The following is a 25,241-nucleotide window of genomic DNA, read 5'->3' as shown; positions in this document are numbered from 1 at the left end:
CTTTTATCTATATAATGTAAAATGTCCAACAAATTCTTTATCATGTGTGGAGTCATTAGTCTGAACAACAAACCAATAATCACCAGTAGGTAATTCTTTACCCTTATACTTTCCATCCCAAACTTCACCAACGTGGTATTTTGCTACTTTACGGCCATAACGGTCAAATATATCGAAGGTTAGATTTGGATAATTCTCAGTACAACCTGGTGCCCAAGTATCAAATTCACCATCTCCATTTGGTGTAAACCAATTAGGAATACAGATGTCATGAAACTCTAATTCTATTTGTAAAGTTGCAAAACAACCACTGCTATCCATTACTGTAATGGTATATAAGCCTGATTCAAAAATGAAGAATGAATTTTCATTTCCATAATCCTCATCGTTAATAGTGAATTGATAATCACCAGCACCTCCAGCAGCATTAATGATATATTCATTTAGTCCGCCCTCAGTAAGAGTTAAGGTTACGGGATCTGCCATTTCAATATCGAAGAATTCAGTTGTCTGAATACATCCATTTGTATGTCTAACATCTATAAAATGATCGATTCCTACTGGTACATTTATAAATGTATTACTTGATTGGTAAGGACCACCGTTTAATGAATAATCTAGTTGTGTAAGGTCTTCAATAGAGGCATCCACTGTTACAGTTATACGATTACCTTGTATATTGTTTTCACAAATACTTTCGATTATTATTTCTGGTAAAATGGTAACAGATTCTGGGAATGTAATATTCCATTCAGACTCACAACCTGCAGCATCTCTAACAAATACAATATGATCACCACCTTCTAAATTTGTGAAATCAAATTCATTTTGTGCAGCATTTCCTGTTGTATAAACACCATCATAATCATCTAAACTCACGCTATAAGGAAGTGTTCCTCCTGAGATAGCAATACTAAATTCTCCATCTAAATTTCCTGAACATACTTCTGGGAAGAATGAACCTGGAACTATACTCAATATGACTTGCTCAGGCTCGGTGATGGTAACATCAAATCTTAAGTAACACCCTGACTCATCCATTACAATGATATCATAATCCCCAGGTGCTAAATTCTCAAAAGTATTAGTTTCAAAAAATTGGTTTGACTGAGGTGAGATAGCATACTTAATAACTCCTGTACCACCTGATGCAGTTACTTCAACCGAACCATTATTATTACCGGCACAGCTTACATTATTTACAACTAGAGTCGCTTCAATTGGTGTCGCAGGTTCTGTAATACTTATTGGAGTAGATGTTACATCACAATCGCCGCTTTCAACAAGAACAACATAATCACCAGCAAAAAGTTCTGTAAAAAAGCCAGGACTAGGTTGCGGAGCGGTAACTATGTTTCCTAAATTATCTTGTAAAGTATAGGTGTAGTTTCCTAAGCCACCTGTTGCTGACGCTAAAATAGAACCGTTATTATCACCAAAACAATTAATAACTAAATTGGATGCTTCTAAAGTCACCTCTAAATCTGGTAAAGGATCAACTGTAATTTCATTAGACACGTTAGTAACACAACCGTTAGCATCTCTTACAAAATACGAGTACGTACCATCGGGAACCGAGAAAGTTGTCGATGTTGTAAATGTTCCTATAATAGGTGCAAACGAAGCATTCTCACTATATGAATATAACCCTGTTCCGCCAGTTGCACTTAATGTTAATGTCGATTCTGTTAAACAAGTTTGTGTTGTTGTTCTTACTAAACTAGCCTCGATTGGTGTAGGTTCAGTAATGACGATATTTGCAGATGAAAATTCACAATGGAAACCATCTGTAATTCTCACAAAGTAAGTTCCAGGACCTAAGTTTTCAAATACATTAGACGTTTGTGGACCAGAAACACTCGGTGTTGGTAAAACAGTGTTTAAGGTATACGTATAATTTACGCCTTGTCCACCAGTTACATTGGTAATCGTTATGCTCGCATCTTGATCTCCAAAACAAGATAAAACTGTAGTGTTTGGAGTAAATGTTGCTGCGATTGGATCTGGGGTTTCTAATGTAATTGTTTCAGAAACAATACAACCACTTGCATCTCTAACGTTTACTGTATAAGTTCCGGCAGATAAACCTGTAAATGAACCATTGTTAGAATAAGCCACTGTCGCAGCGCCTGTTAATTCATATTCCAAATCTCCCCAACCACCAGTTGCGATTGCAGTTATTGTTCCTTCATTATCATTACAAGTTACATTTGAAGTTTCTGAAATATTTAATGAGATACCATTAGTGGGAGATGCAATAGTTACACTTGCTATTGCAGAACATAGAGGAATATCTGTTTCAGTAATCTCTACTGTAAATGTTCCTGCACTCATACCTGTTACTATTTCTGGATTAGTAGAGGTGTTTGCATTTATAATTCCTGTTACAGATGTACCTAAGCTATCAAAGACTTCATAGGTATAAGTTCCGGTATAATTTGCGATGTTAATCTCGAATGATCCAGAATTATCTCCAAAACATGTAATGTCCGTTGGAGTTAATGTTACTATAGGAAGTATCGCTTCTGCAACAGAAACAGACACCTCTTCAGTACAAGACGTTACTGTGTCTGTAATTGTAATAGTATACATTCCTGAAGGTACTCCCGAAAACACATCTCCTGCAAAACTAATCGAAGCAGGATTAGGTAAAATACTATAAGTATAAGATCCAGATCCTCCAATAGTAGTCATTGTAATTTCACCATCATCATCATTACAAGTTGGAAAAGCTGTTACCTCTGGTATGATAGCTATTGGTGCAACAACATCTACTGAAACGGTGTTACCACAACCATTAACATCATTAATTCTTATAGTGTGTGTACCTGAATATAAATTTGAAAGTGTGAATGGAAATGTTTGTGTTTGAAACGCTCCTCCATTAATACTAATACTGTAAGGTGGTATACCAACAGTATCTAAAGTTACATCGATTTCATAAGCACCTTCCGCTACTGTACATTGATTATTTAAACTTGCAGAAATAGCAGGAGTAGGATCCGTGTCTATCACTAAAACAGGACTTGTAACAATACAGTTATAAGCATCCTTCACATGAACATAATAGCTTCCGGCAGCGTTATTAAATGTACTTGAGCTATTCCAAGCTGCATCTGTAACAAGTGGAGTAGTAGCAGTTGTTGTGATTTGATATTGATAAGGAGGTGTTCCGTTTGAAGCAATAGCGCTAATCACACCAGAATTAGGTTCACAATTTGCATTCTGATCCACTGAAGCCGCTAATTCTAATAGAAATGCAGATTCCGTAATATTAAATGGAACGGTTACGACACCACAACCAGCATTAGGTCCAGATGTTTCACGAATTGAAACAAAGTAATTACCAAAAGGAAGCGGTCCATAGTCTAATATATTTAAAGAACCATTAGCAGGTAAAGCAGCAGAACCACTAATTCCTGTTGATGTTAAACTTAAAGTGTTAAAGATTTCATAGGTGATAGAAACAGGACTTGCGTAAGAACTGTTTACGGTAAATGAAACATTACCATCAGCACTTCCTGTACAGGTAATATTGTTAGAACTAACCGCTGTTGCAGTTAATGTTGAGTTAGTAGGAATTGGAATTGTTGCTGGCTCATAATAACTACAGAATGTAGAGGCATCATAGACAATAAATGTATATACCACACCAGGTATTAAATTTGTAAATGTTGCAGATTCACTACCAGGAGCATCTTCACTTAACCACGTTCCAGCCGGATATACAGTACCAGCTCCTTCATAAATACTGAAGAAAAATGGTCCGGCACTAGTTAGAGTAGAGCCAATACTTACTTCTGCTTCACCACCTGTAGCACAGTCGAAGGATGGTAAAATATCAATATCTAAATCTGTTGGAGGTGATGCTACTAATACATCTTGAACTAAAATAGAACAACCATTAGCATCAACCACATTAATTTGATACAATCCAAAATCAACCACATCAAAACTTACAGATGTTGAGCCCATATTATTAAATTCAGAATTAGAATACCCATTGGTACCTGTAACAAAATAGTTATAAGGAGGTGTTCCACCTGTTACAGAGTTTACAATTACTGATCCTTGAGAAACTCCGCCTGCACCACAAGTGATATCAATAGCATTATAATCGACAACTATAGGATCTGGTTGATCTATAGTTACAGTTTCAGTTGCTGTACACAATTTTGCATCTGTAACAGTAACGGTATATATCCCTGCAGGTAAACTAGATGTTTGTGTACCGTAATCGTTTCCTGTGCTATCAGTTACATTAATTACAAAAGGAGGTGTTCCTACCGACGTATCAATAGTAACATCTATAGCTCCATTGGTATCTCCATTACATAAAATCTCTTGTGTCTGTACAACCAAACTTAAAGCAGGCAGTGATATTGGAGTTACAGTAATTACTGAAGATTCAGCTGAACAACCATTTGCATCTGTAATTTGAAGTTGGTACGTTCCGGCAGTTGCTGCACTATAAGTAAACGGTGTTCCTGTTGTACCTAAATCGGAATAAGCTGCTCCATCTATAGATACTGAATATGTATAAGGTGCGGCACCAGTAACAGTTCCTGTGAGTACCGCATCTGGTGATGCAGCACAATCTAAATCCTTTGTTAACACCACAGATAATGTTGGAGATGGAGTAGGAACAATAGTATGTGATTCACTATATACACAATCGTTTTCATCTTTTACTTGAAAGGTATAAGTTCCAGGTTCTAAACCTGAAAAATCAGTAGATGTTTGATAAGCAGTTACTGCAGAAGCAGGTGCTGTAATTTGATATTCTAATATTCCGACACCGCCAGTTGTTCCTGTAATAGAAATGGTAGCTGTATTAGAAGGACAAGCTACTGGGGAATTACTAAACGTTAAATCGGTTGGTGGGTTTAATTCGTTAATTGTAATATCATCCATTGCAGATGCACAACCGGTTACATCCATTACTATAACGGTATATGTTCCTGCTGATAAATTACTGAAATTAGCATTATTTTGAAATGTTACACCATCAATACTATAGGTATATGGCGCTTGTCCGCCTGTAACTCCTGTAACCGTAATTGCTCCGGTTGAAAGACAGGTGTAAGGTGCAGCTAATTCAACTGTACCAGTAATAGCAGCTGCTGAATCAATAGTAACGGTTTGTGGACTTGATTCACAAACATCGGTACCAGAAGTGTATTCTACTACGACTTCGTAATCTCCGATTGATAATCCTGTAAATACATTTGAATTCACAAATGTAACTCCGCCATCAATACTATAATTAATACTACTACCATTAGCATTGCTAACATTGATTGTTAAAGCTCCAGTTCCGTCAGAACCTGCACACGCAATATCAGTTATATCGACATTAAAATCTGGTCCAGAAATAGCATCAACATTTATAGTAACATCTGTACTACAGTTATTAGAATCTGTAACTACAATATTATAAACTCCCGTTGAACTCACTACAATTTGAGGTGTAGATTGAAAATCTGTAGCACCATTTACAAAGTAATAATAAGGAGGTGTTCCGCCTACAGGATAAACTGTAATCTCACCGTCAGAACAATTTAAAGGACTTGTTAAAGCTACTGTTGCTGTTAATATAGGTGGTTCAATAATTGTAATATCTTCAGTGAAAATACAGCCATTTTCAGATTCAATGGTTGCTGTATACGTTCCAGGATTTAAATTTTGGAATGTATAATTATTATCAATAATAGGACCAACTGTATTCACTGTGGTTGCACCTTGAGAAAGGGTAAACACATATTGAGGATCGGCATCATTAGCAGATAAATGGATACTTCCTTTATCTCCATGACAAAGTGGTTGTGTAATAGTTGTAGAACCTGTAAATTCTCTATCTCTAATTTGAACACTAGGAACAGTAAATACACATGGGTTTGTTGTTACATCTATTTGTCTTACATAGATTGTATATGTTCCTGCAGTATCAATAGAAAACACATTACTGCTTTGGAAATTTATTCCATCTATACTGTATTCATAACCAGAAGGCACATTATTTACAGTAATACTTCCGTTAGTTTCACATATAATATCTGTAGAATTTACGGTTGGGTTTAATTCATTTTCATACACATTGAAATAAAACTGAACATTACATCCACCAGGATAGTTTATTGTAATTCTGTATTGTCCAGCTGTATCAACTACAAATCCTGATTCGCTAGGTATTGCATTCCACGTACACGACGGGTTTTCATTCGCACAATCTGAATTTGAAACCGCATCACAACTCGTTTCATCAAGTACTTCCCAAATAATCGAAGTAGAATCGGATACATTTGTTTGAATGATTCTTGTATCCTCAGCACCACATAAAAATATATTAGGTAATAATTTTCCATCGTTAGGACAAGTAACAACTTCATCTGCGTAAGGAATTACAGGGTTTGTTGTATTAGAACCAAAAAGCTGAACATTAAATTGCTGTACAATAGATTGACATGGAGCCACTGCTGTATTATAAGAATAATAAGTCCCCGTTTCTGTAACAGTAATAGACTGTGAGTTTCCAATAACAGGAACTCCTGTCGGACTTGTAGACCACGCATAAGAATCATAGCCATTAGCTGCTGTTAATTCTACACTATCTCCACAAAGAATTTCATCATACTCAAAAGTACAGTTAAGGTCAGCTAAAAAGTTAGTAGCCTGCGGTGAAACTAAACACCCTGTATTACTACTTAAACTTGGATCATCTGTAATAGTGAAATCAGGATTTACAGTACCTTGGTAAGTAGCAAATGCCTGATTATTAACAATGTTAGAACAGGCATCTTCTAATTGTCCACAATCATCAACAACTTGTACTTCAATTCTAATTTCATAAACAGGGTCATTCTCCTCAACAAGTGAATTATCAATATCTAAAATAAGTTCTCTTGTTGCCGCATTATAACTTTGAACGGTAACACCAGTTGGTAGAATTAAATCTGTTGGATGATTATAAATAATATTTACAGGTAGAATATCTCTAATTGAAAAGTTTGTAGCGTCGTCGTTACCTGTATTTTGAAAACCAATAACATAATTTAAAGATGATCCTAAACCTACTAATTGACCACCAATATCATTTCCTAAGTCATCTTCAACGATTTTAGTTAATACAATATTTGGGGCAATAATCTCAATTGCAAATGCACTAAAATAATAATAGTAGATATCTAAATTACTTCCCAAACGAATATTTGCTGAGGTTGCATTGTTAGCAATTAGAGAGTTTCCTGGATTGGGGATATTTATAATACCAGCATCAAAACCTAAGGTGTTAGAACTATTTGGCGTTCTAGTGGTAAATAATTCAGAGGTATTGGTTAGAGGGTTAATATCTGAAACAGAACTATTAAAAAAGTTATTTCCAGGACGAATTGTGGAACCACCATTATTTGTAACACTAATAGTACTTCCGTTAAGTCTTAAATAATCTCCCGTATAACCTCTGTCACCTTCAATAGTACTAAATGCAAACTTAGCACGTACAGGACCTGTTGGTATGGTCGTAAAACCACTAACAGGAAAGGTTTCGTTAATAGAACTTGTAATTTTAGTAAATCCATCAAAAGATGTGATATACTTACTCGGTAAAAGTGGATCTTCATAAACCACGAATAAAGACCATCCAGCAGATAATCCTTCAGAATTTGGTTTTGGACCTACTAAGGATGAAATATTAGCAACAGCATACGTCCCCTCAGGATCTGGTAAAGCTGTAAGCATGTTCGTAACATCATGGTAATAGGCATAGGTATTAGACCGGTTGTTGTTAGCGGCATTTTGATAATAAATTTCAGTTCCGGTTATGTCTTCATAAGAACCACCAGGAACTTTAAATTTTATATTAGACTTTGGTTCATCTCCATCAACAACCGCACTCCAATATAAACCAGCATAAACAATAACGTAACAACTATCATCACCTGGCACATCTAAATCGGCACTACTAGAGTTAAATGTACTAGCATCACCATCAATATCTACATATACCGCAGCATTTACTCCGTCATTAGTAGAGTTTCCATTGTAAGGATCAGAAACATGTAATCCCACATTACTGTTTCCAATTAAAAGGATATCTCCTTTGATGGCTTGGTCGTACCGAGGTGAAAATGGCACGAGATTTTGTGCAGATATTTGCTGTCCCAAAATGAGGAACAAAACAATTACGACTATTCTAGAAAAAGCAGGTTTTTTCATGATAACTTATTTTAATTAATCACTTTATTTCTCGGGGCAAAGACGTAAGTGATGGTTGGCTTAACTATTATTAATTTTCGATTTTTACTATTGACATTTTTCCATTATATGGTCTATTCCCTTTAGCCTCTAAGGCTTTATTGGCACTTCCTATATCGTTAACTTTATCATAGTATATGTAATATTTACTAGTATTTACATCATGAAAGAAATCAACATTAGTTCTTCCAGACGCTATTACTTTGGTTATAAATTCATCTCTACTTTTTACATCATTATGAACCGCAATTATGAGGTAATAACCACTTTCAATATGTTTTATATTCTTTAATATCTTGATATTATTTCCTTGTGTTTCGCCAAAATCAAAATCTTCAGCTTTTAATGGAGTATCTGCTAATTTTGTTGTTTCTCTTATGTTTTTTAACATAGCTCTATCTTGTGTATATCTATCGTCTTCACTATTAAAAGCAGCACGCTTGATTCGTCTTCTTTTTTCAAATTCAGTTGCCACTTTAATAGCTTCTAATTTTATCTCTAATTGTGTATTTATCTCTTTCGCTTTTAACTGCTCAGACTGTAATCTTTTAATTTCCTTTTTATAAAATAAAGTAACTTCATCTAATGCAAACGATCCATTAGCAACACGCTCTTCATAAAGCTTATTTAATTCATCAATCTTTTCGCTACGTGTTTTAATGACATTGTCTAAATCTGCTTTAATTGCTCTAAGCGCATTGTTTTCTGCAGTGACACTTTTAAATGGTTTTGGTTGAACAGTTATACCTTGATCACTTAAATCATTTTCTTCTTTCATATCCTTAAGATCTTGATCTTTTATAGCAACAATATCATTAAACTGCTTTAATAAATCATTCTGAACTGTTTTTGAATCCTCAGTAGATTTTGCTAACGTTTGCATTGATTTAGCAAGTGCATCTGTTGGGTTAGAAATAGCATCTTCATTAGCTTCTTGTTCTGCTAATAATGTAGCTTGTGCTTCAGCTTCTTCTTTAGCCTTTTGTTCTGCCAATAATTTAGCTTGTGCATCTGCATCTGCATCTGCATCTTCTTTCGCTTTTTGCTCTGCCAATAGTTTAGCTTGTGCATCTGCATCTTCTTTCGCTTTTTGTTCTGCTAATAGTTTAGCTTGTGCATCTGCATCTTCTTTCGCTTTTTGTTCTGCTAATAATTTAGCTTGTGCATCAGCAGCATCTTTCGCTTTTTGTTCTGCTAATAATTTAGCTTGTGCATCAGCAGCATCTTTAGCTTCTTGTTCTGCTAATAGTTTGGCTTGTGCATCAGCAGCATCTTTAGCTTCTTGTTCTGCTAATAGTTTAGCTTGTGCATCAGCAGCATCTTTCGCTTTTTGCTCTGCTAATAGTTTGGCTTGTGCACCAGCAGCATCTTCTTTGGCTTTTTGCTCTGCTTGTAATCGTGCTCTAGTTTCTGCTCTTTCTGCCGCTTTTTTATCTGCTTCAATTTTATCAGATTGAGCTTTTGCTTCAGCTAATTCTTTAGCTTTTTGTTCTTCTACTAATTTTGCTTCAGCTTCAACTTCTTTTTGCTGTCTAGCTAATATTTCTGCTTGTTTGTTTGCTTCAATTGTTTCTTTCGCTTTTTCCTCTGCAACTAATTTAGTTTGCGCATCTGCTTCGGCTTTTGCTTTAGCATCAATAGTCTTTTTATTATTTGCTACACTTGGCGTTGTCTTTTTAACTACACGACGTTTTGTATTTCCACCTGAAGACAGAATACTACTTACTTCATCTTCGCGACTGTAATCGTAATAATTATTATTTTTAAATCGGTAAGCTAATGTGATTTCGTGCGAAGGTCCATAATTACTTAAATCACCAAATGCGGTTTCAAAATTATATTCTATTGCTATTTGCGTTGTTATATTAAGACCAAGTCCACCAGAAGCTCCATAAAGTGTATTATAACCTGCTTGTGCCCAAATACCTTTAGGAACTGTTACCATGGCAACTGCAGAAATAATGGTTTCTTCTTTTTGAAAATCTGATCGTAATAAACCTGTAAACTTGCTTTCATCAAAAAAGCCTCTGCTATCCATATAACCAGTATACATGACATGTGCCTGAATACTTTGTTGTAGATTATCTTCAATAAGTGCAGAGGTCTGAAAATTATATAATGCCAAGTTATTGATAGCTAAGCCAAAATCTAAAAATTCAGTCCCATAATTAATTCCTGGGTTAACCGTTAATAAAAAGTTCTCTGGTACATTTTGAAACGATGGATCATCAAAATTTGTGATTACGTTTCCTGTGTTAACTCCACTTTTATAGGCACCAATATTAAGTCCAAAAGTAAGATTGCTATCGTAACCTAATTGTGCATTATATGCAAAATTCAAAATACCACCAAAGGTAGTTAGTACTCCATAATTTTGTTGAAACAATCCTAAACCAGCTCCAATATTTTCACCAAAACGGCCTGAATAACTGGCTAAATAGGTGAGAGGTGCGTTTTCAAATTGTACCCATTCTCTTTTATTGTAGATGCTAATATATTTGTTTTGCTCTCTAACAAAACTAAATGTTGGGTTTATGGTATAGCGATTAAAGGTTAAAGAATTTCGTGTTGGTATGGCAAATGAAACCACTCCGTCATCTTCTTGAGCGTAGAATGTTTGTATAGAACATATACATAATATAAGAAGTAATAAATAGGCTTTCATATTATTTCACTACGGTTATTGAACCTTTTTTTGTTTCATTATCAGATGTTGTGATAATGTAATAATATACTTGGTTGATACTTGTTAATTTTAAATCGTTCTCTGGCCAATTGTTTTGATAGTCATTTGTTCTTAAAACTACTTTACCTTGATTAGACATTATAATGACTTCCGTATCTGTACCGCTAACATAAATTGTTGGTATGATCCAAGTATCGTTAATACTATCTCCATTTGGACTAATAAGATTCGGAATGTTTTCCACTTCTGGAAAAAGATCAAGCGCTTCTTCTATTGAAAATAAATATGCAATTGAAGTTGTACAGCCTGTAGATTGTGTAATAACTACTTTATAATCCCCAAAATTAGTTGCTTCAAATGAGGCTCCTGTTGCGCTAGGAATTAAACTATCGTTTAAATACCAAGCAAAATCAGGGTTTACAGCAGTTGTGGTTATAGTCACCATTAATGAATCTTCGGAGGACATTTCATTAAATTCTGGTACATTAATAGAACTATCAAATAACTCACTTATTAAATCAATTGAACCCGAAGCAGAACAGTCTCCTAAATTTACTTGTACCGAAAACGTACCAGATTCATTAGTCTGATACATTTGACTCGTTGCATCTGCTATTATATTTCCATTCTTATACCATTGGTATGAAATGCCACTTATAGTACTTAAATTGGTAAAACCCTCTCCCGGACAATATGGATTTCCTAAACTTGATACGATAGTAGCATTAGCTTCTCCAGATATGGCTTCACTGATGGTTACACGATTAGAAAACGAATCAGAAGTACAACTTCCGTAGTTTGTTCTCACAAAATAAGTCCCTTCCGAATCAACTGTTAATGTTGGTCCATCAGCTACAAAAACAAATGTTGTTGGCCCTGTTTCTTTATACCATTTAAATGTAAGGCTTGGATAGAGAAGAGGAGAATCGTTATTTTCATTACCAGGATTATCTATAGACAATAAATAACTACCTCCGGCACAATAGGCACCAGTAGATACTAAATTATTAATAGTGAATGGAGAGTCTTGAATTTTAAAATAGGCTGCAAATGGAACTGATCTAGAGCTAGTTGCTACAGGCGCACTACTTTTAATACGGATACGATAGTTTTCTCCAGCCGTTGTTTCTGGAAGAGAAAACGACAAGGTTGCAGGAGAAGTAGTTACAGATCCTGCTGCTGTTGTGTGTATAATTGTTGAATTTGAAAAATCACCATCAGCATCAGACATTTCAATAGAAAATTGATTAGATGCATTTAACACAGATTCTGGCGAAAAAACAAATGTAGTATTATAGGTATTAAAAGACGCACTTGCACATGCTTGACTAAATCCTAAATTTGGCGCACCAATTACTATTTGCGCATTAGCTCGTTGAGACATAAAAACGAGGCATAGGCAAATTCCATATAAAAACGGGGTTAGGTAAGTAGGTTTAAGCATTGGTTAGGAGTTGTAGTTTTTTAATCTATAAGCTGTTTTGGGGTTTATCAGTGTCATAACATGTTTAAAATTTGATCTAAACATGTTATGAGTTAAAGTTTATTGTTTACAATAATTATTTGTGATTCATTTTATTCATCCTCTTCGTCATCATTAAATAACTCATTTGATGCTATAATTTTATTGATTCGTAATCTAAAATCTGGATTTCTACTATTTTCAGAGTCAATAAAAGTTTCATGATCTGGACCTTTAGAATACACATTGTCAAAAGCTCTACTACCATACCAACTTTCTAAATCGTCATTGTTAGTATATCCTTTTTTGAAAATATTTCCTTTACAATTATTAAAATAAGAACGGGTGATTTTTATTTTTTCTAAATTTTCGTTATTAATTTCAATTTTATCATCTAAAATTACAGCAGGCTTAAAGCCAGAAATAACACTTTTGTGAATATTGAACGATGCATCTGGACCAATAAAAATAGCTTCTTGAACCAAACCTACTTTTATATCTGATTTTAAATCATTACTGATATTAACTAACGTTAAGTTTTCTGCTTTTACAAACGTTTCCTTTTTAGAAGAATCTGCTTGCTCTTTTAAATCATAAGAGCTTACATATATACAACGCGAACCATCAGCACTTGAGATGTAAGGTGATCTTACAGCTAATGCATTTTCAATATTACATTGCGTTCCGTAGTTGAAATTATAATCGTTTTTATTAGATCTATAAGAAACTGTTTTAGTTAAATCAATTTCTCCTCCTAAGATATTAAAAGAGTTTCCTTCGCAATAACTAACCATAATGTTGCTTATTGCAGTTTTTAGTCCAACACCTGCTAGTGTTAGTCCACTGAAATTTCCAAATTCTTTTGTCTTTTTACCAGCGTATTCAATTCTAATATAATCTAATATGCCTGAGTTACTATCAGAATTGTTACCACCATAACTAATACTTTCAGTTGATGATGGGTTTAAACCATAATTAAGAGAAGCTACGTTTCCAAAAGAATTGATAGGAGCATCACCCAATATAAATATTCCACCCCAATCGCCAGGTTTTTTATCTGTTCTGTTAGAAGTGAAAATAATTGGATCCGTTGGTTTTCCTTCAGCTATAATTTTAGAACCGTTAGCAATAACTAAAGCTCCTTTAGTTTTATAATCACCAAGTATAACTGTACCAGGCTCTATCGTTAGAGTCGTACTATCTGTAACGAAAACGTCACCTAATAATAAATAAGTGTTTCTTTTGGTTAATGTGGTGTTCTCAGTAATGTTTCCAGATAATATCTGAGTAGGTTCTTCATAGTTCGCTTTGTTAGGTTGAAAGTCTGTCCATGAATCTAGCCAGTTGTTATAGCCAGTAATTCCCTTTTCTTGTTGGGCAAATAAATTACCAAACACTAGAAGAAAGAAAAGTGTAGTAAGAGTAATTTTTTTCATAGTAGGTAAATTTTGTATTGTAGGGGTTTAATCAATTAAGTTCAAACATATAAATTTTATCTATGAAACACAAATTATATCGACAAAATACATAGTTTTAACTAAAATGTATTGTTTAAGCTACAAATAATAGCTGTTTATCGGATATATTTACAGTTTTTAAATAATTATAAAAAAGGTTAAATAAAAAACCCTGACGCTTTACAGGTCAAGGTTTTTTTAAACACGTAATAATTAAAAAACTAACTAATCCTTTTTATAATCTTCGTAGGTATGTAAAGCTTTTAAAGTTGATTCATAAAAAAGAATTGCGGCAATTAAATCTGTTGTATCAGAATAGGGCAATATCTTTTTTTGGAATTCAATAGTACTATCAAAATAAGACGTAGAAGCATCGATATTATCTTCTAATGCTTTTCTATTATCTTTTGTATCTGGGATCCCTAGATTCTCCATGGTTACTCCAGGTTTCGTAGCAAATGCTATATTTGGAAGAATATTTACAATAACTTCTATTCGTTCTATATAGAGAACTAGTAAGTCACCTTTTTTCATCTTTTTTAGATCTTCTCGACTGTGGTATTTTTGAGATATTTACTTTACCACTAATGATGCTTTGAGACTGGTCTTTTTTCTGAGCAAAACTCATGCTGATCATTAGAAAAAATAGAGCACAAAATAAAGTAGATTTGGTATTCATATTCACGCTTTTTAGTTAATCTTAGTGCCACAAATCTATACAATTTATTAAATAAAACAACTATAATATGGCATTTTTCGTAAAACATTTGCGCTTACGAAATACATATTTCAAGGTTAAACTGCGTGTTTGCTTGATTAAATGCAAATTTTATCGATGAAATACTTTGCGGTTTTTTACCTTAATTTTCGACATAGAATGAATAAATTTTAATAAAAACTAATAGTTTAAATATGAAAATAGATGTACAATTCTACTTTAGAAAACAATTCCTTTTAGTGAGATAACGCCTAAGCCTAACGATTAAGTCAAGTCATATTATCTTATAACATTGATCTTTTTCAGGGGAACTATTTAATACTTTGAGAATTAAAATTATAAACATTATGCAACTGTTTTGTGTTCTAACTTTTTAATTAAGAAGTAGTATTTCATCGGTAAATTTTGCTCATTTATTCGGTTTATCGTAAAAAATTAAGCATTGGTATGATTTTTAGGTGATTACGATATAAAAGCATCAATTTTGGTGAAACCCAAAAGCTTATCCTCATGAAAAACCTAATTACTTTATTCTGTATTATATGCTTCATTAGCTCATTTAATGTTGTTGTAGCGCAAGATTCAAATTTTAATAGTCCTATATATGATCGTGCAGAAGATCAGTTAAGTAATACGGATACGATTCCAGATTTCAGATCAAAAGCAAGTAAACTAAAGTTAACTGGTATTATATATCAAAGTGACGGCATAACACCTGCAAAAGATGTTATCTTATTTATTGAGCAACCAGATGAAGATGGTGATTTTGATTTAAGAAACACAGGTGATGCTCGTTATGTTTTCCATAGAAGTTGGGTAAAAACGGATGCAGATGGTAGATACACATTATATACGTTTGTTCCTGGTGGTGATAGAAGATACAATCAAATGCAACAAATATTTCCATTAGTAAAAGAGCCATCAAAGGAAGAGTATAAAGTAGACTCATTTTTATTTGATGAAGATCCGTTACTTACAAAAACATGTAGAAAACGTATGGCGAAAAAAGGAGATATCAATCGAATTCTTAAGTTAAAAACAGAAGATGGTATTTTTGTTGCAGAACGTAATATTACTTTAAAAGCTGAAGAAAATATAGCAAAAATCATAAATAGAAACCCTAAAATATTACTAAAGCGTCCTAAAATTACTTAGGACGTTTTTTTTTAGTGAAATATTAAAGTGTTCTGCATAAAATGCCATTAAGACACAACATCGCAATTTAATTTATAAGTTGATAAGCTTGTTTCGCAATTTCTAATTCTTCATTGGTTGGAATAACCATTATTTTAGTTTTAGACGTTTCTATGTTTATTTCTCTAATATCTTTAGATCTAATATCGTTTCTATTGGGATCTATATTAATTCCGAAGTAATCCATATCCTCACAAACTAATCCTCTGATAAGGCTAGAGTTTTCACCGATACCTGCTGTAAATACAATAGCATCTAAACCATTCATAGCTGCAGTATATGCTCCAATATACTTTTTAATTCTATAAGCATTCATTACTAAAGCTAATTTACAATCGTCGTTACCTTTGGAGGCTTGTGATTCAATATCTCTTAAATCACTGTAACCTGTTAACCCTAACATGCCACTTTCTTTAGTTAGTAATGTGTTTACTTTATCTACATCATAACCCAAACTATTCACTAAATAAAATACTATGGCATGATCTATATCGCCACTCCTAGTTCCCATAATTAAACCGTTAGAAGGTGTGAATCCTAAACTATGATCTATACTTTTTCCATTTACAACCGCAGTCATACTGCAACCGTTACCCAAATGGATTGTGATAATCTTGGACGTTTTTAGTTTTAAATAGTCAAGTGCTTTTTCTGTGACATATTTATGACTTGTGCCATGAAACCCATACACCTGAATTTGTTCTTCATTATAAAGTGCTTTAGGAATAGCATATCGTTTAGCTTTCTCTGGCAAAGTTTGAAAGAAAGCAGTATCAAAAATGGCAGCTTGTTTTGCATTAGGAAAAAGTTGCTCAGCAATGATAATACCTTCAAGATTATTAGGATTATGCAAAGGAGCTAATGAACCAAATTTTTTAATATCTTGTTTTACGGCGTCTGTTATTAACGTGGTATTAGAAAATGAATTCCCACCATGAACGACGCGATGACCAATAATTTCAATTTCATTGGTGTTTTTTATCACACCTTTTTCAATATCTAATAATAAATCTACCACTTTTTGTAAACCTTCAGTATGGTTCTTTATTTGTTCTATTTGCTTAATATCAACAAGTTCTGTTTTGTAATTAAGTATGGCGTCTTTTTGACCAATACGTTCTACCAATCCGCTACATATTAACTTCTCGGAAGGCATTTGTATCAATTGAAATTTTATAGATGAGCTTCCTGAATTGATAATTAAAATATTCATACTAATTCTATAGATTTAAAGGCCTTGTGCTTGAATAACTGTTACGATTACCGTATTAAAAATGTCGTCTGTAGTACAACCACGACTTAAATCGTTAACTGGCTTGTTTAAGCCTTGTATTATTGGTCCGATAGCTAGTGCCTTAGTTTCACGTTGCACAGCTTTATAAGTATTATTACCCGTATTAAGATCTGGAAAAATAAAGACATTAGCTTGACCTGCAACTTCAGAATTTGGCAATTTTGATTTTCCGACATTTATATCAACAGCAGCATCATATTGAATAGGGCCTTCTATTTTTAAATCGGGTCTAAGACGCTTTACAATTTCTGTAGCTTTTCTTACTTTTTCTACATCTTCACCAACACCTGAAGCACCAGAAGAGTAGGAGAGCATTGCGATTTTTGGTTCAATACCAAATCCTATACTTGTGGTTGCAGAAGAGATTGCAATTTCTGCCAATTCCTCTGCAGTTGGGTTAGGATTAATAGCACAATCACCATAAACTGAAACACGATCTTCTAAGCACATAAAAAACACAGAGGATACAATAGATGTATCAGGTTTTGTTTTAATGAATTGAAGCGCAGGTCTAATGGTGTGCTGTGTGGTGTGAATAGCGCCAGAAACCATACCATCGGCATCTCCATTATGCACCATCATAGTCCCAAAGTAAGATACATCTTCCATTAAATCTTTAGCCATAGCTAAATTTACATTTTTATGTTTTCTAAGTTCATAAAGTGTTTCTGCATACGCGTTAAACTTATCAGATTCAATAGGATTTATAACATTTACGAGATTTAAATCTAAACCAATATCGTGTGTAATAATTTTTTCTTCGATTTCTTTTCTACTTCCTAATAAGGTGATTTCAACAGCTCCTAATTCTATAAGTTGTTTCGTTGCCATTAGTATACGTTCGTCTATACCTTCTGGTAACACAATGTGTTTCTTGTTTGTTCTTGCTCTTTTTAACAAGTTATATTGAAACATACGAGGTGTAATTCCGTTGGTTTGAAACGTAATTAAACGCTCTAAAAGTTCATCGACTTTTACGTGGTCTTCAAATTCCTTTATTGAGGTTCTAATCTTTTCTGTGTTTTCAGCATAGATTTTCGATTTAATAGTACCAATTTGGTTAGCGACAGCAAATGTGCCTCCTTTGGCGGATAGAATTGGCACAACATCCGAAAGTCCTTCAATTAGTTTAATAATAGACTCTTCGGGCTTTAAGCCACCTGTAAGTACAATTCCAGAGATAGAAGGGTAGTTTTCAGAAATATTAGCTTGTAAAGCACCAAGAATAATATCAGCTCTATCGCCTGGTGTAATGACTAAACCGTTCTCTTTAATATGCTTCAAATAATTATGCAATTGCATCGCTCCAACACTAAAGTTTCCGGCCTGGTTGTTAATATGAGCCTCTCCAAATAAAACTTCGGCATCGAGTGTATCAACAATTTCTTTTATAGACGGATTGGCTAATATTGGATTAAGCGGAATGGCATTAACAACTACTCCTGAAGGTAATTCCTTCTCTAATTCCGAAATCGTAAAGGCTTGATTATAGGGTTCTACTTTATTGGCAATAACCGCTAAAACTTCAACACCTTTATCTCTAAAAGAATCGAAAGCCATGTGTATATTACCTACAAGATCATTCATAGTTTTACCAACGCCACTTGCAAGTATAATAGCAGGAACACCTAAATTTTTAGCAATTAATATATTAATATCAAACTCTATGATGGCTCCTTCGCCAACAAAACTACTACCTTCAACTAACACAAAATCGAAACGCTCTTCAATAGCTTTATATTTATCTATTATGATGCTGATGATTTTATCATCTTTATCTTCGTTTTTCATTTTTATAACCTCACTTCTTGTAAAAGCATATGCTTCTTCAAATTTTAAATCGAGATTAAAATACGTAGTTACAGTATTGATATGGTTGTCAATTTCACCTTCAACAAAATCATCAATAATAGGTCTGAAATAGCCGACTTTTGCTGCTTTACCTAGTAATAATTGCATTAACCCCAATGAAATTATAGATTTTCCACTATTGGGCTCTGTAGTGGTTATGTAAATAGCTTTATTCGTTGCTTTTTTATTCATTTTTAAGGATCTATAAGTGTTAAATACAATGTGCTAAAATCAAATGCAAATTTAGGAGTTCTAAGATATTAACTTATGAGATATGTCATGTTTTAGGATCGTTTTTATTAAAAGTCAATTGAATTCGATTTTTTATAACACTTAAAAATATACTTATTTTAAAAATATAACATCCTAAACAAGCCGTGTTATAAGTAAACCTTTTCTTTCATGTGCATACCAAGAAACACAATTTTGTAATCTATAAGACCAGAACGAATTATATATAAAAATAAGTACGATAAAATATTGTATGTTAAAAAAATGGTATCATCTTTGTCCTTTAATAAGTTTTATAAATTAAATTACATTACAATGAGTAAAGGAACAGTAAAGTTTTTCAATGATGCCAAAGGATTTGGATTTATCACTGAAGAAGGAGTTGACAAAGATCATTTTGTACACATTTCTGGATTAATTGACGAAATTCGTGAAGGCGATGAAGTTGAATTTGATCTTGAAGACGGTAAAAAAGGATTAAACGCAGTAAACGTAAAAGTTATCTAATACATATACTTCAAAGTTTAATAAAAAAGCCCATCAGTTATGATGGGCTTTTTTTATTGTATTAATTTATGATTAGAGTCAATTAATCTTTAACTCTAATAGGTTTTAATTGAATTAATCCTACAGCGTCTAATATTTTTATAATGACGTAAGTTAGATCTATTTCATACCATTTTACACCAAAATTAGCTCTGCTTGCATATTTATGATGATTATTATGATAACCTTCACCCATCATTAAAAAATCGAATCGGAATAAGTTCTTACTCGTATTCTTCATTTTAAAGTTTACATAACCATAAATATGACCAAACCAGTTAATAATAACTCCATGGATTGGTGCCATTAAGAAGGTGATTGGTAATAATAACCATTGCCACCAAGCTGTTGCAAAAATGGCAAAGAATAAAATGTAAAGAGAAATCCAAAGTAATCTTGAAAAACGTGAACTAGCAAAACTATCAAATGCTTTCCACTGCGGTACATTTTTTGTAAAACGCGCATCTACTTCAATACGTTGTTTATTAATATCTTGATAGATTGTTTTTGTTTTCCACATCATTGCAAATACATTAGCGTCATACGAAGGAGAGTGTGGATCCTTTTCTGTATCAGTGTAAGCATGGTGCATTCTGTGCATTATACCATAGCCATAAGCACTTAAATAACTAGAACCTTGAAAAATCCAAGTTAAAATAAAGGTGATACGTTCCATGGTTTTAGACATTGTAAAAACTTGGTGTGCTGCATAACGATGCAAAAAGAAGGATTGAAAAAACAGACCTCCATACCAAAGTATTAAAACGAAAAGAATTATAATCATAGTTGTTTTTTTGCAAAGATAACGACACAATACGTGCCAAACAATGAATCTAAATCAATAAAATATATTTAATTCAACATTGGCAGACGCTAGATTGCTCAACGTAAGACCAATAACTATACACGTTTTCTGATTCTACTTAAGGCTTGTGCAGTGACACCAATGTAAGAACTGATATATTTAAGTGGAATAACCTTTAGTAATTCCGGACGTTCCTTAAATAGTTTTAAATAACGTTCTTCAGCAGTTAGATTCAATAAGTTTTGTTCGCGACTAGATTTTAACAAAAAAAGACGCTCTGCTGTTAATCGTCCAACTAAATTTCCGATTTGTGTATTTTTATAAACCTCTTGTAAATCAGAATAGGTCATGCGTAATAACGTTGTCTCTGTAAGTGCTTGCAATTGATAAGCTGAAGGCGTCTGCGTTAAGAACGAATCATAAGCACTGATAAATTGATCTTTAAAACTAAAGCCAAATGTGATTTCTTTCGCTGGATTTTCTTTTGGAATAAATAAACGAACGACACCAGATTCAATAAACGAAATATGATTTTCAATCTCATTAATCTGTAAAAAAACAGCCTTCTTCTTAATCACATGCCGTTGCAATTTAGAAGTGAAAAAATTCCAATCCGATTGCGATATTGCTGCTAATTGATCTAAGTATGCTTTTATTTGTTCCAAGTATGTGAGGCTAATTATTGAGCTTACAAAGATATAAATTCATATAATCTTTAAAATGAAAAATAAGAAGAAAACAACTATATATTGAGACTTTCTTACAAAATCTATTATTTATACTATTTTTGTAACTAATTAATGAAAGTGATTATAAAATATGATATTGCTTTTGAAACCTATAAATAAAATTTAATACAGAACGATGATTAGAAATTTCATAAATAAATTATTTAATCTTAACAAAGAAAACGAGACAAAAGAAGGTACCGTTAAATTTTTTAATGCTAAAAAAGGATTTGGATTTATAACGATTAACGATTCTCAAGAAGAAATCTTTGTTCATACTACAAATGTTGTAGGTAAAATAAGAGAGAAAAACAAAGTTACTTTTAATATAGAAAAAGGTAAAAAAGGTTTAGTAGCTACTAATGTCCGTGTCATAAAATAATTATGGTTTAATTATATTCTACATAACCATCTTAATTGATGGTTTTTTTGTTGCATAATTTTTAGAACGTTTCTCGTTTTAAGCTCTTAATGAGAATTGTTGAGGCTTTATAGTATTTGCACGCTATTTTAGTTGATTTAACTTTAATTTTGTAACGTCTTATTTTATTACTAATACCAAGAACGGTATTCTTACCTTTGCAAAAATATTTTTTTATGTCCAAACGTTTTTCCGATTTAGGAATTAATGAACAGCTACAAAATGGTTTAGCTGATTTACAAATTTCAGTTCCAACCGATATTCAAGTAAAAACAATTCCTGTGGTATTGCAACAAACTGATGATGTGGTTGCTTTAGCCAAAACAGGAACTGGTAAAACTGCGGCATTCGGACTTCCGTTAATACAACTCATCAATGTAGATGATTCTAATATTCAAGCTGTAATTTTAGCTCCAACAAGAGAATTAGGTCATCAAATTAGTGCGAACTTAGAATCGTTTGCAAAGTATATACCTGAAATCTCTATAGCTACAGTCTGTGGGGGAGTGCCTATAAAACCACAAATCGAACGTTTACAAAGTAATACTCATATCGTTGTAGCAACGCCAGGTCGTTTAGCAGATTTAGTAAAGCGACAAGCCGTTGATATCTCTAAGATTTCTTATTTCATTTTAGATGAAGCCGATGAAATGGTTAGTGCTCTAAAAGACGGACTCGATGCTATTATAAAAGAAATCCCGAAAAAGAGACGGACGTTATTGTTTACAGCGACGATGCCAGGCACCATAAAACAATTGGTTCAAAATTACATGTCAAAACATGTGGTGCATATTGAAGCCGATATGGCAACTGTTGGGCATCAAGGCATCGATCACCAGTTTGTGGTGGTTGAGCCTATAGAAAAATTAGATGTTTTATTGCATTTCTTGAATTCGAAAGCAGGACAACGTGGTATTATTTTCTGTAAAACGAAAGCAGCCGTCAATAAATTAGCTAAAAACTTAGCGATTAATAAATTCTCTTCTGGTGCTATTCACGGTAGTTTAACGCAAGGTATTCGCGATCGTATTATGGGACAATTTAGAGAAGGCCATATTGATATTTTAGTGGCCACAGATTTAGCGTCTCGTGGATTAGATATTAAAGATGTGGAATATGTGATTAATTATCATTTACCAGATACTTACGATGCTTACGTACATAGAAGTGGTAGAACCGCTAGAGCAGGTGCAAAGGGTTTAGCTTTAACTATTTTACAACAAGAAGAAGTTGCTGATATTGCTGATTTTGAAGATGAATTAGGTATTTCATTTAAGGAATACAAAAAAGCAGATACGCAGAGCATAGAAGAAAACAAAGCTTTATTATGGGCTAAAAAATATTTAAGACCAAACCCAATCGTACCATTTCTGAACAGTTAAGAAAAGACGTCAGAACCGTATTTCATCATTTAACAAAAGAAGAGTTAATTGAGAAAGTATTAGCGAACCAATTGGCGCAAACAACTTTAGGAGTCCAGAAAGCAGAGGATTCTAAACCTAAGAAAAAGAAAAAATAATTATGGCGAATAATATTAAAGCACAACAAGACATTCTTGAGAAATTAAACATTTACGAGCTTAATGCAATGCAAGAGTCCGCTATAGCATCAATTGAAGCTAACGAGAAAACAATATTATTATCACCAACAGGAACAGGGAAAACATTAGCCTTTTTATTGCCGCTTTTAGAAACTTTAGATCCAGAATGTGAAGACGTACAAGCCTTAATTATTGTGCCATCTAGAGAATTAGCAATTCAAATTGAAACGGTCGTTCGTAATATGGGATCGGGTTATAAAGCCAATGCTATTTATGGAGGTCGTGCTATTTCAAAAGATAAAATAGAATTAAAACATACACCTGCCATTTTAATTGGTACACCAGGACGCTTGGCAGATCATTTTGAACAAGCCCGTTTTACCACCAAATTCATTAAAACTTTAGTTATTGATGAGTTCGATATTTCTATTGAAGTAGGCGCAGGTGGCGAAATGAAAAACATAATGAGTTATTTGGCTAATGTAAATAAGCGTATTTTAACCTCTGCGACTGAAGGAGCATCGATTCCTAAGTATTTAAAAATGGATGGAGCTAAGACGTTAAACTTTTTATCTGAAAGGCCAAGTTCTAAGCTCGAAATTAAAACCGTCATTTCACCTTCAGCTAATAAACACAATACTTTAGTCGATTTATTACATCATGTTGGTAGTGACCCAGGGATAGTGTTTTGTAATAAAAAAGAACGCCTTGAAGATTTAAGTCGTTTTTTAGAGAAAAAGAATATTGCACACACTTGTTTTTACAGTGGTATGGAGCAACACGATCGTGAACGTGCTTTAATAAAATTACGAAACGGAAGTGTATCTGTACTTGTGGCGAGCGATTTAGCGGCACGTGGTATTGATATCCCAGAAATGAATTACATTATTCATTATGAAATGCCCGAAGCTGTTCAAGAATACACACATCGAAATGGTAGGACGGCCAGAGTAAATTCTAAAGGTACTGCGTATTTAATAAAAGGAGAGCGCGAAGTGTTTCCTGATTTTGTAGGGAAATCTCAGACCATCCGAGTTAATGCTGCCAAAGAAATAAAACCTCCATTTTGGACGACCTTATTTATTTCTGGTGGTCGAAAAGATAAAATTTCTAAAGGTGATATTGCGGGTCTATTCTTTAAACAAGGGAATATCTCTAAAGATCAGCTTGGTGTTATAGAATTGAAACAAGACTGTGCTTTTGTTGCCGTGCCTGTTAGCATTGCTAATAGTTTAGTTGACAAATTAAACAATACACGTTTAAAGAAAAAGAAAGTTAGGGTTTCTATTATTTAAGATTAAAGCAACGGCTCTAACACGTCCCAAACGGTGTTGGCAAGTATTTTATGACCTTCAACCGTAGGATGAATTCCATCGTTTTGGTTGAGTTCTTTGATACCTCCAACATCTTTTAATATAAAAGGAATAAACGCTAAGTCATTTTTTTCTGCAATATTCATAAAGATCTGTTTAAAATCTCTTGTGTATTCTTGTCCCATATTTGGAGGTAATTGCATACCGGCTAATATAATTTTAGTTTTAGGACTTTTCGATTTTACAGCATCTATTATAGATTGAAGGTTTGTGGCCGTTTCTACAAGATTAACACCACGTAGTCCATCGTTAGCCCCTAATTCTAGTAAGAAGATATCAATGTCTTGGTTTAAAATCCAGTCGATTCTACCTTTTCCTCCTGCTGTAGTTTCTCCGCTAACTCCAGAATTAACAATGGTATAATTTAAGTTTAAAGAATCAATTTTCTGTTGTAGAACACCAGGAAAGGCGTTATTGGTATCATCTAAACCATAGCCAGCAGTGATACTATCACCAAAGCACAAAATGGTTTTTGTACTCGTATCCGTTGCTACTATTTCTTCTGTTTGTATTTCAGACAGGGTTTCTGTCGTTTTCTCTGTTTTATTATCACCGCAACCAACCAAAAAAAGGCTGTTATAAAATAACAAAACTTTAAGAGTTTAGAAGCTGTTGAGATTGGCAAATTTAAAAGCAAATGAGTATTTTGAGCCTTCGACATAAATGGTCTTATAAATTAAAA

14 protein-coding genes and 1 pseudogene are annotated in these 25,241 nt (G+C 33.4%); 5 read left to right on the top strand and 10 right to left on the bottom strand.

Annotated features, from left to right (window positions below):
- Positions 1–3: 3 nt before the first annotated feature.
- The 5 genes from ADIWIN_RS17690 to ADIWIN_RS17670 all read right to left on the bottom strand — a co-directional run bounded on the left by ADIWIN_RS17690 (position 4) and on the right by ADIWIN_RS17670 (position 14,392).
- Positions 4–8,214, bottom strand: a complete 8,211-nt coding sequence (locus ADIWIN_RS17690) for a T9SS type B sorting domain-containing protein (protein ID WP_040757679.1) — start codon at positions 8,212–8,214, stop codon at positions 4–6.
- Between the two features lie 70 nt (positions 8,215–8,284).
- The gene (locus tag ADIWIN_RS17685) at positions 8,285–10,918 is read right to left on the bottom strand and encodes a PorP/SprF family type IX secretion system membrane protein (RefSeq protein WP_020897241.1); all 2,634 of its coding nucleotides are present in this window, start codon (positions 10,916–10,918) and stop codon (positions 8,285–8,287) included.
- A 1-nt stretch (position 10,919) separates the two neighbouring features.
- Complete coding sequence (locus tag ADIWIN_RS17680) at positions 10,920–12,323, bottom strand: T9SS type B sorting domain-containing protein (RefSeq protein ID WP_020897240.1); 1,404 nt, start codon at positions 12,321–12,323, stop codon at positions 10,920–10,922.
- Between the two features lie 191 nt (positions 12,324–12,514).
- Complete coding sequence (locus tag ADIWIN_RS17675) at positions 12,515–13,837, bottom strand: beta-helix domain-containing protein (RefSeq protein WP_040757677.1); 1,323 nt, start codon at positions 13,835–13,837, stop codon at positions 12,515–12,517.
- Positions 13,838–14,083: 246 nt separating this feature from the next.
- Positions 14,084–14,392 carry a hypothetical protein gene (locus ADIWIN_RS17670; protein WP_020897238.1) on the bottom strand — a complete coding sequence of 103 codons (309 nt, stop codon included), beginning with the start codon at positions 14,390–14,392 and terminating at the stop codon, positions 14,084–14,086.
- Positions 14,393–15,086: 694 nt separating this feature from the next.
- Here ADIWIN_RS17670 and ADIWIN_RS17665 point away from each other — a divergent pair.
- Entirely contained in the window at positions 15,087–15,731 is a 645-nt protein-coding gene (locus tag ADIWIN_RS17665) for a peptidase associated/transthyretin-like domain-containing protein (RefSeq protein ID WP_020897237.1), read from the top strand.
- A gap of 67 nt (positions 15,732–15,798) precedes the next feature.
- Here the strand turns inward: ADIWIN_RS17665 and ADIWIN_RS17660 are convergent, their stop codons facing one another.
- Complete coding sequence (locus ADIWIN_RS17660; RefSeq protein ID WP_020897236.1) at positions 15,799–16,983, bottom strand: acetate/propionate family kinase; 1,185 nt, start codon at positions 16,981–16,983, stop codon at positions 15,799–15,801.
- Between the two features lie 15 nt (positions 16,984–16,998).
- The gene (gene pta, locus ADIWIN_RS17655) at positions 16,999–19,107 is read right to left on the bottom strand and encodes a phosphate acetyltransferase (RefSeq protein WP_020897235.1); all 2,109 of its coding nucleotides are present in this window, start codon (positions 19,105–19,107) and stop codon (positions 16,999–17,001) included.
- 354 nt (positions 19,108–19,461) lie between these two features.
- Between pta and ADIWIN_RS17650 the strand changes: the two genes are divergently transcribed.
- Positions 19,462–19,653 (top strand): cold-shock protein, encoded by a 192-nt coding sequence (locus ADIWIN_RS17650; protein WP_020897234.1) that lies wholly within the window; start codon positions 19,462–19,464, stop codon positions 19,651–19,653.
- A gap of 82 nt (positions 19,654–19,735) precedes the next feature.
- On the opposite strand, the gene ADIWIN_RS17645 is transcribed toward ADIWIN_RS17650, so the two are convergent.
- On the bottom strand, positions 19,736–20,476 hold the full coding sequence (locus tag ADIWIN_RS17645; protein WP_020897233.1) for an acyl-CoA desaturase: 741 nt from the start codon (positions 20,474–20,476) through the stop codon (positions 19,736–19,738).
- A 116-nt stretch (positions 20,477–20,592) separates the two neighbouring features.
- Positions 20,593–21,162: a Crp/Fnr family transcriptional regulator gene (locus tag ADIWIN_RS17640; RefSeq protein ID WP_020897232.1), complete on the bottom strand. Its 570-nt coding sequence runs from the start codon at positions 21,160–21,162 to the stop codon at positions 20,593–20,595.
- 199 nt (positions 21,163–21,361) lie between these two features.
- Here ADIWIN_RS17640 and ADIWIN_RS17635 point away from each other — a divergent pair, with 199 nt between their 5' ends.
- The 3 genes and pseudogenes from ADIWIN_RS17635 to ADIWIN_RS17625 all read left to right on the top strand — a co-directional run bounded on the left by ADIWIN_RS17635 (position 21,362) and on the right by ADIWIN_RS17625 (position 24,481).
- On the top strand, positions 21,362–21,607 hold the full coding sequence (locus tag ADIWIN_RS17635) for a cold-shock protein (RefSeq protein WP_020897231.1): 246 nt from the start codon (positions 21,362–21,364) through the stop codon (positions 21,605–21,607).
- A gap of 215 nt (positions 21,608–21,822) precedes the next feature.
- Positions 21,823–23,165, top strand: a pseudogene (locus ADIWIN_RS17630) (DEAD/DEAH box helicase).
- Positions 23,166–23,167: 2 nt separating this feature from the next.
- Positions 23,168–24,481, top strand: a complete 1,314-nt coding sequence (locus tag ADIWIN_RS17625; protein WP_020897229.1) for a DEAD/DEAH box helicase — start codon at positions 23,168–23,170, stop codon at positions 24,479–24,481.
- A 2-nt stretch (positions 24,482–24,483) separates the two neighbouring features.
- Here ADIWIN_RS17625 and ADIWIN_RS17620 read toward each other — a convergent pair whose 3' ends face one another.
- Positions 24,484–25,149: an arylesterase gene (locus ADIWIN_RS17620; RefSeq protein ID WP_316929662.1), complete on the bottom strand. Its 666-nt coding sequence runs from the start codon at positions 25,147–25,149 to the stop codon at positions 24,484–24,486.
- Positions 25,150–25,241: the final 92 nt, after the last annotated feature.

This window comes from Winogradskyella psychrotolerans RS-3, from assembly GCF_000427335.1.
GTDB lineage: Bacteria > Bacteroidota > Bacteroidia > Flavobacteriales > Flavobacteriaceae > Winogradskyella > Winogradskyella psychrotolerans.
This window is presented reverse-complemented; position numbering and strand designations above follow the sequence as displayed.

Bases quoted from the DNA above. Each gene is read 5' to 3' on its own strand.
- ADIWIN_RS17690 (WP_040757679.1), bottom strand. From the start codon at position 8,214: ATGAAAAAACCTGCTTTTTCTAGAATAGTCGTAATTGTTTTGTTCCTC.
- ADIWIN_RS17685 (WP_020897241.1), bottom strand. From the start codon at position 10,918: ATGAAAGCCTATTTATTACTTCTTATATTATGTATATGTTCTATACAA.
- ADIWIN_RS17680 (WP_020897240.1), bottom strand. From the start codon at position 12,323: ATGTCTCAACGAGCTAATGCGCAAATAGTAATTGGTGCGCCAAATTTA.
- ADIWIN_RS17675 (WP_040757677.1), bottom strand. From the start codon at position 13,837: ATGAAAAAAATTACTCTTACTACACTTTTCTTTCTTCTAGTGTTTGGT.
- ADIWIN_RS17670 (WP_020897238.1), bottom strand. From the start codon at position 14,392: ATGAAAAAAGGTGACTTACTAGTTCTCTATATAGAACGAATAGAAGTT.
- ADIWIN_RS17665 (WP_020897237.1), top strand. From the start codon at position 15,087: ATGAAAAACCTAATTACTTTATTCTGTATTATATGCTTCATTAGCTCA.
- ADIWIN_RS17660 (WP_020897236.1), bottom strand. From the start codon at position 16,983: ATGAATATTTTAATTATCAATTCAGGAAGCTCATCTATAAAATTTCAA.
- pta (WP_020897235.1), bottom strand. From the start codon at position 19,107: ATGAATAAAAAAGCAACGAATAAAGCTATTTACATAACCACTACAGAG.
- ADIWIN_RS17650 (WP_020897234.1), top strand. From the start codon at position 19,462: ATGAGTAAAGGAACAGTAAAGTTTTTCAATGATGCCAAAGGATTTGGA.
- ADIWIN_RS17645 (WP_020897233.1), bottom strand. From the start codon at position 20,476: ATGATTATAATTCTTTTCGTTTTAATACTTTGGTATGGAGGTCTGTTT.
- ADIWIN_RS17635 (WP_020897231.1), top strand. From the start codon at position 21,362: ATGATTAGAAATTTCATAAATAAATTATTTAATCTTAACAAAGAAAAC.
- ADIWIN_RS17625 (WP_020897229.1), top strand. From the start codon at position 23,168: ATGGCGAATAATATTAAAGCACAACAAGACATTCTTGAGAAATTAAAC.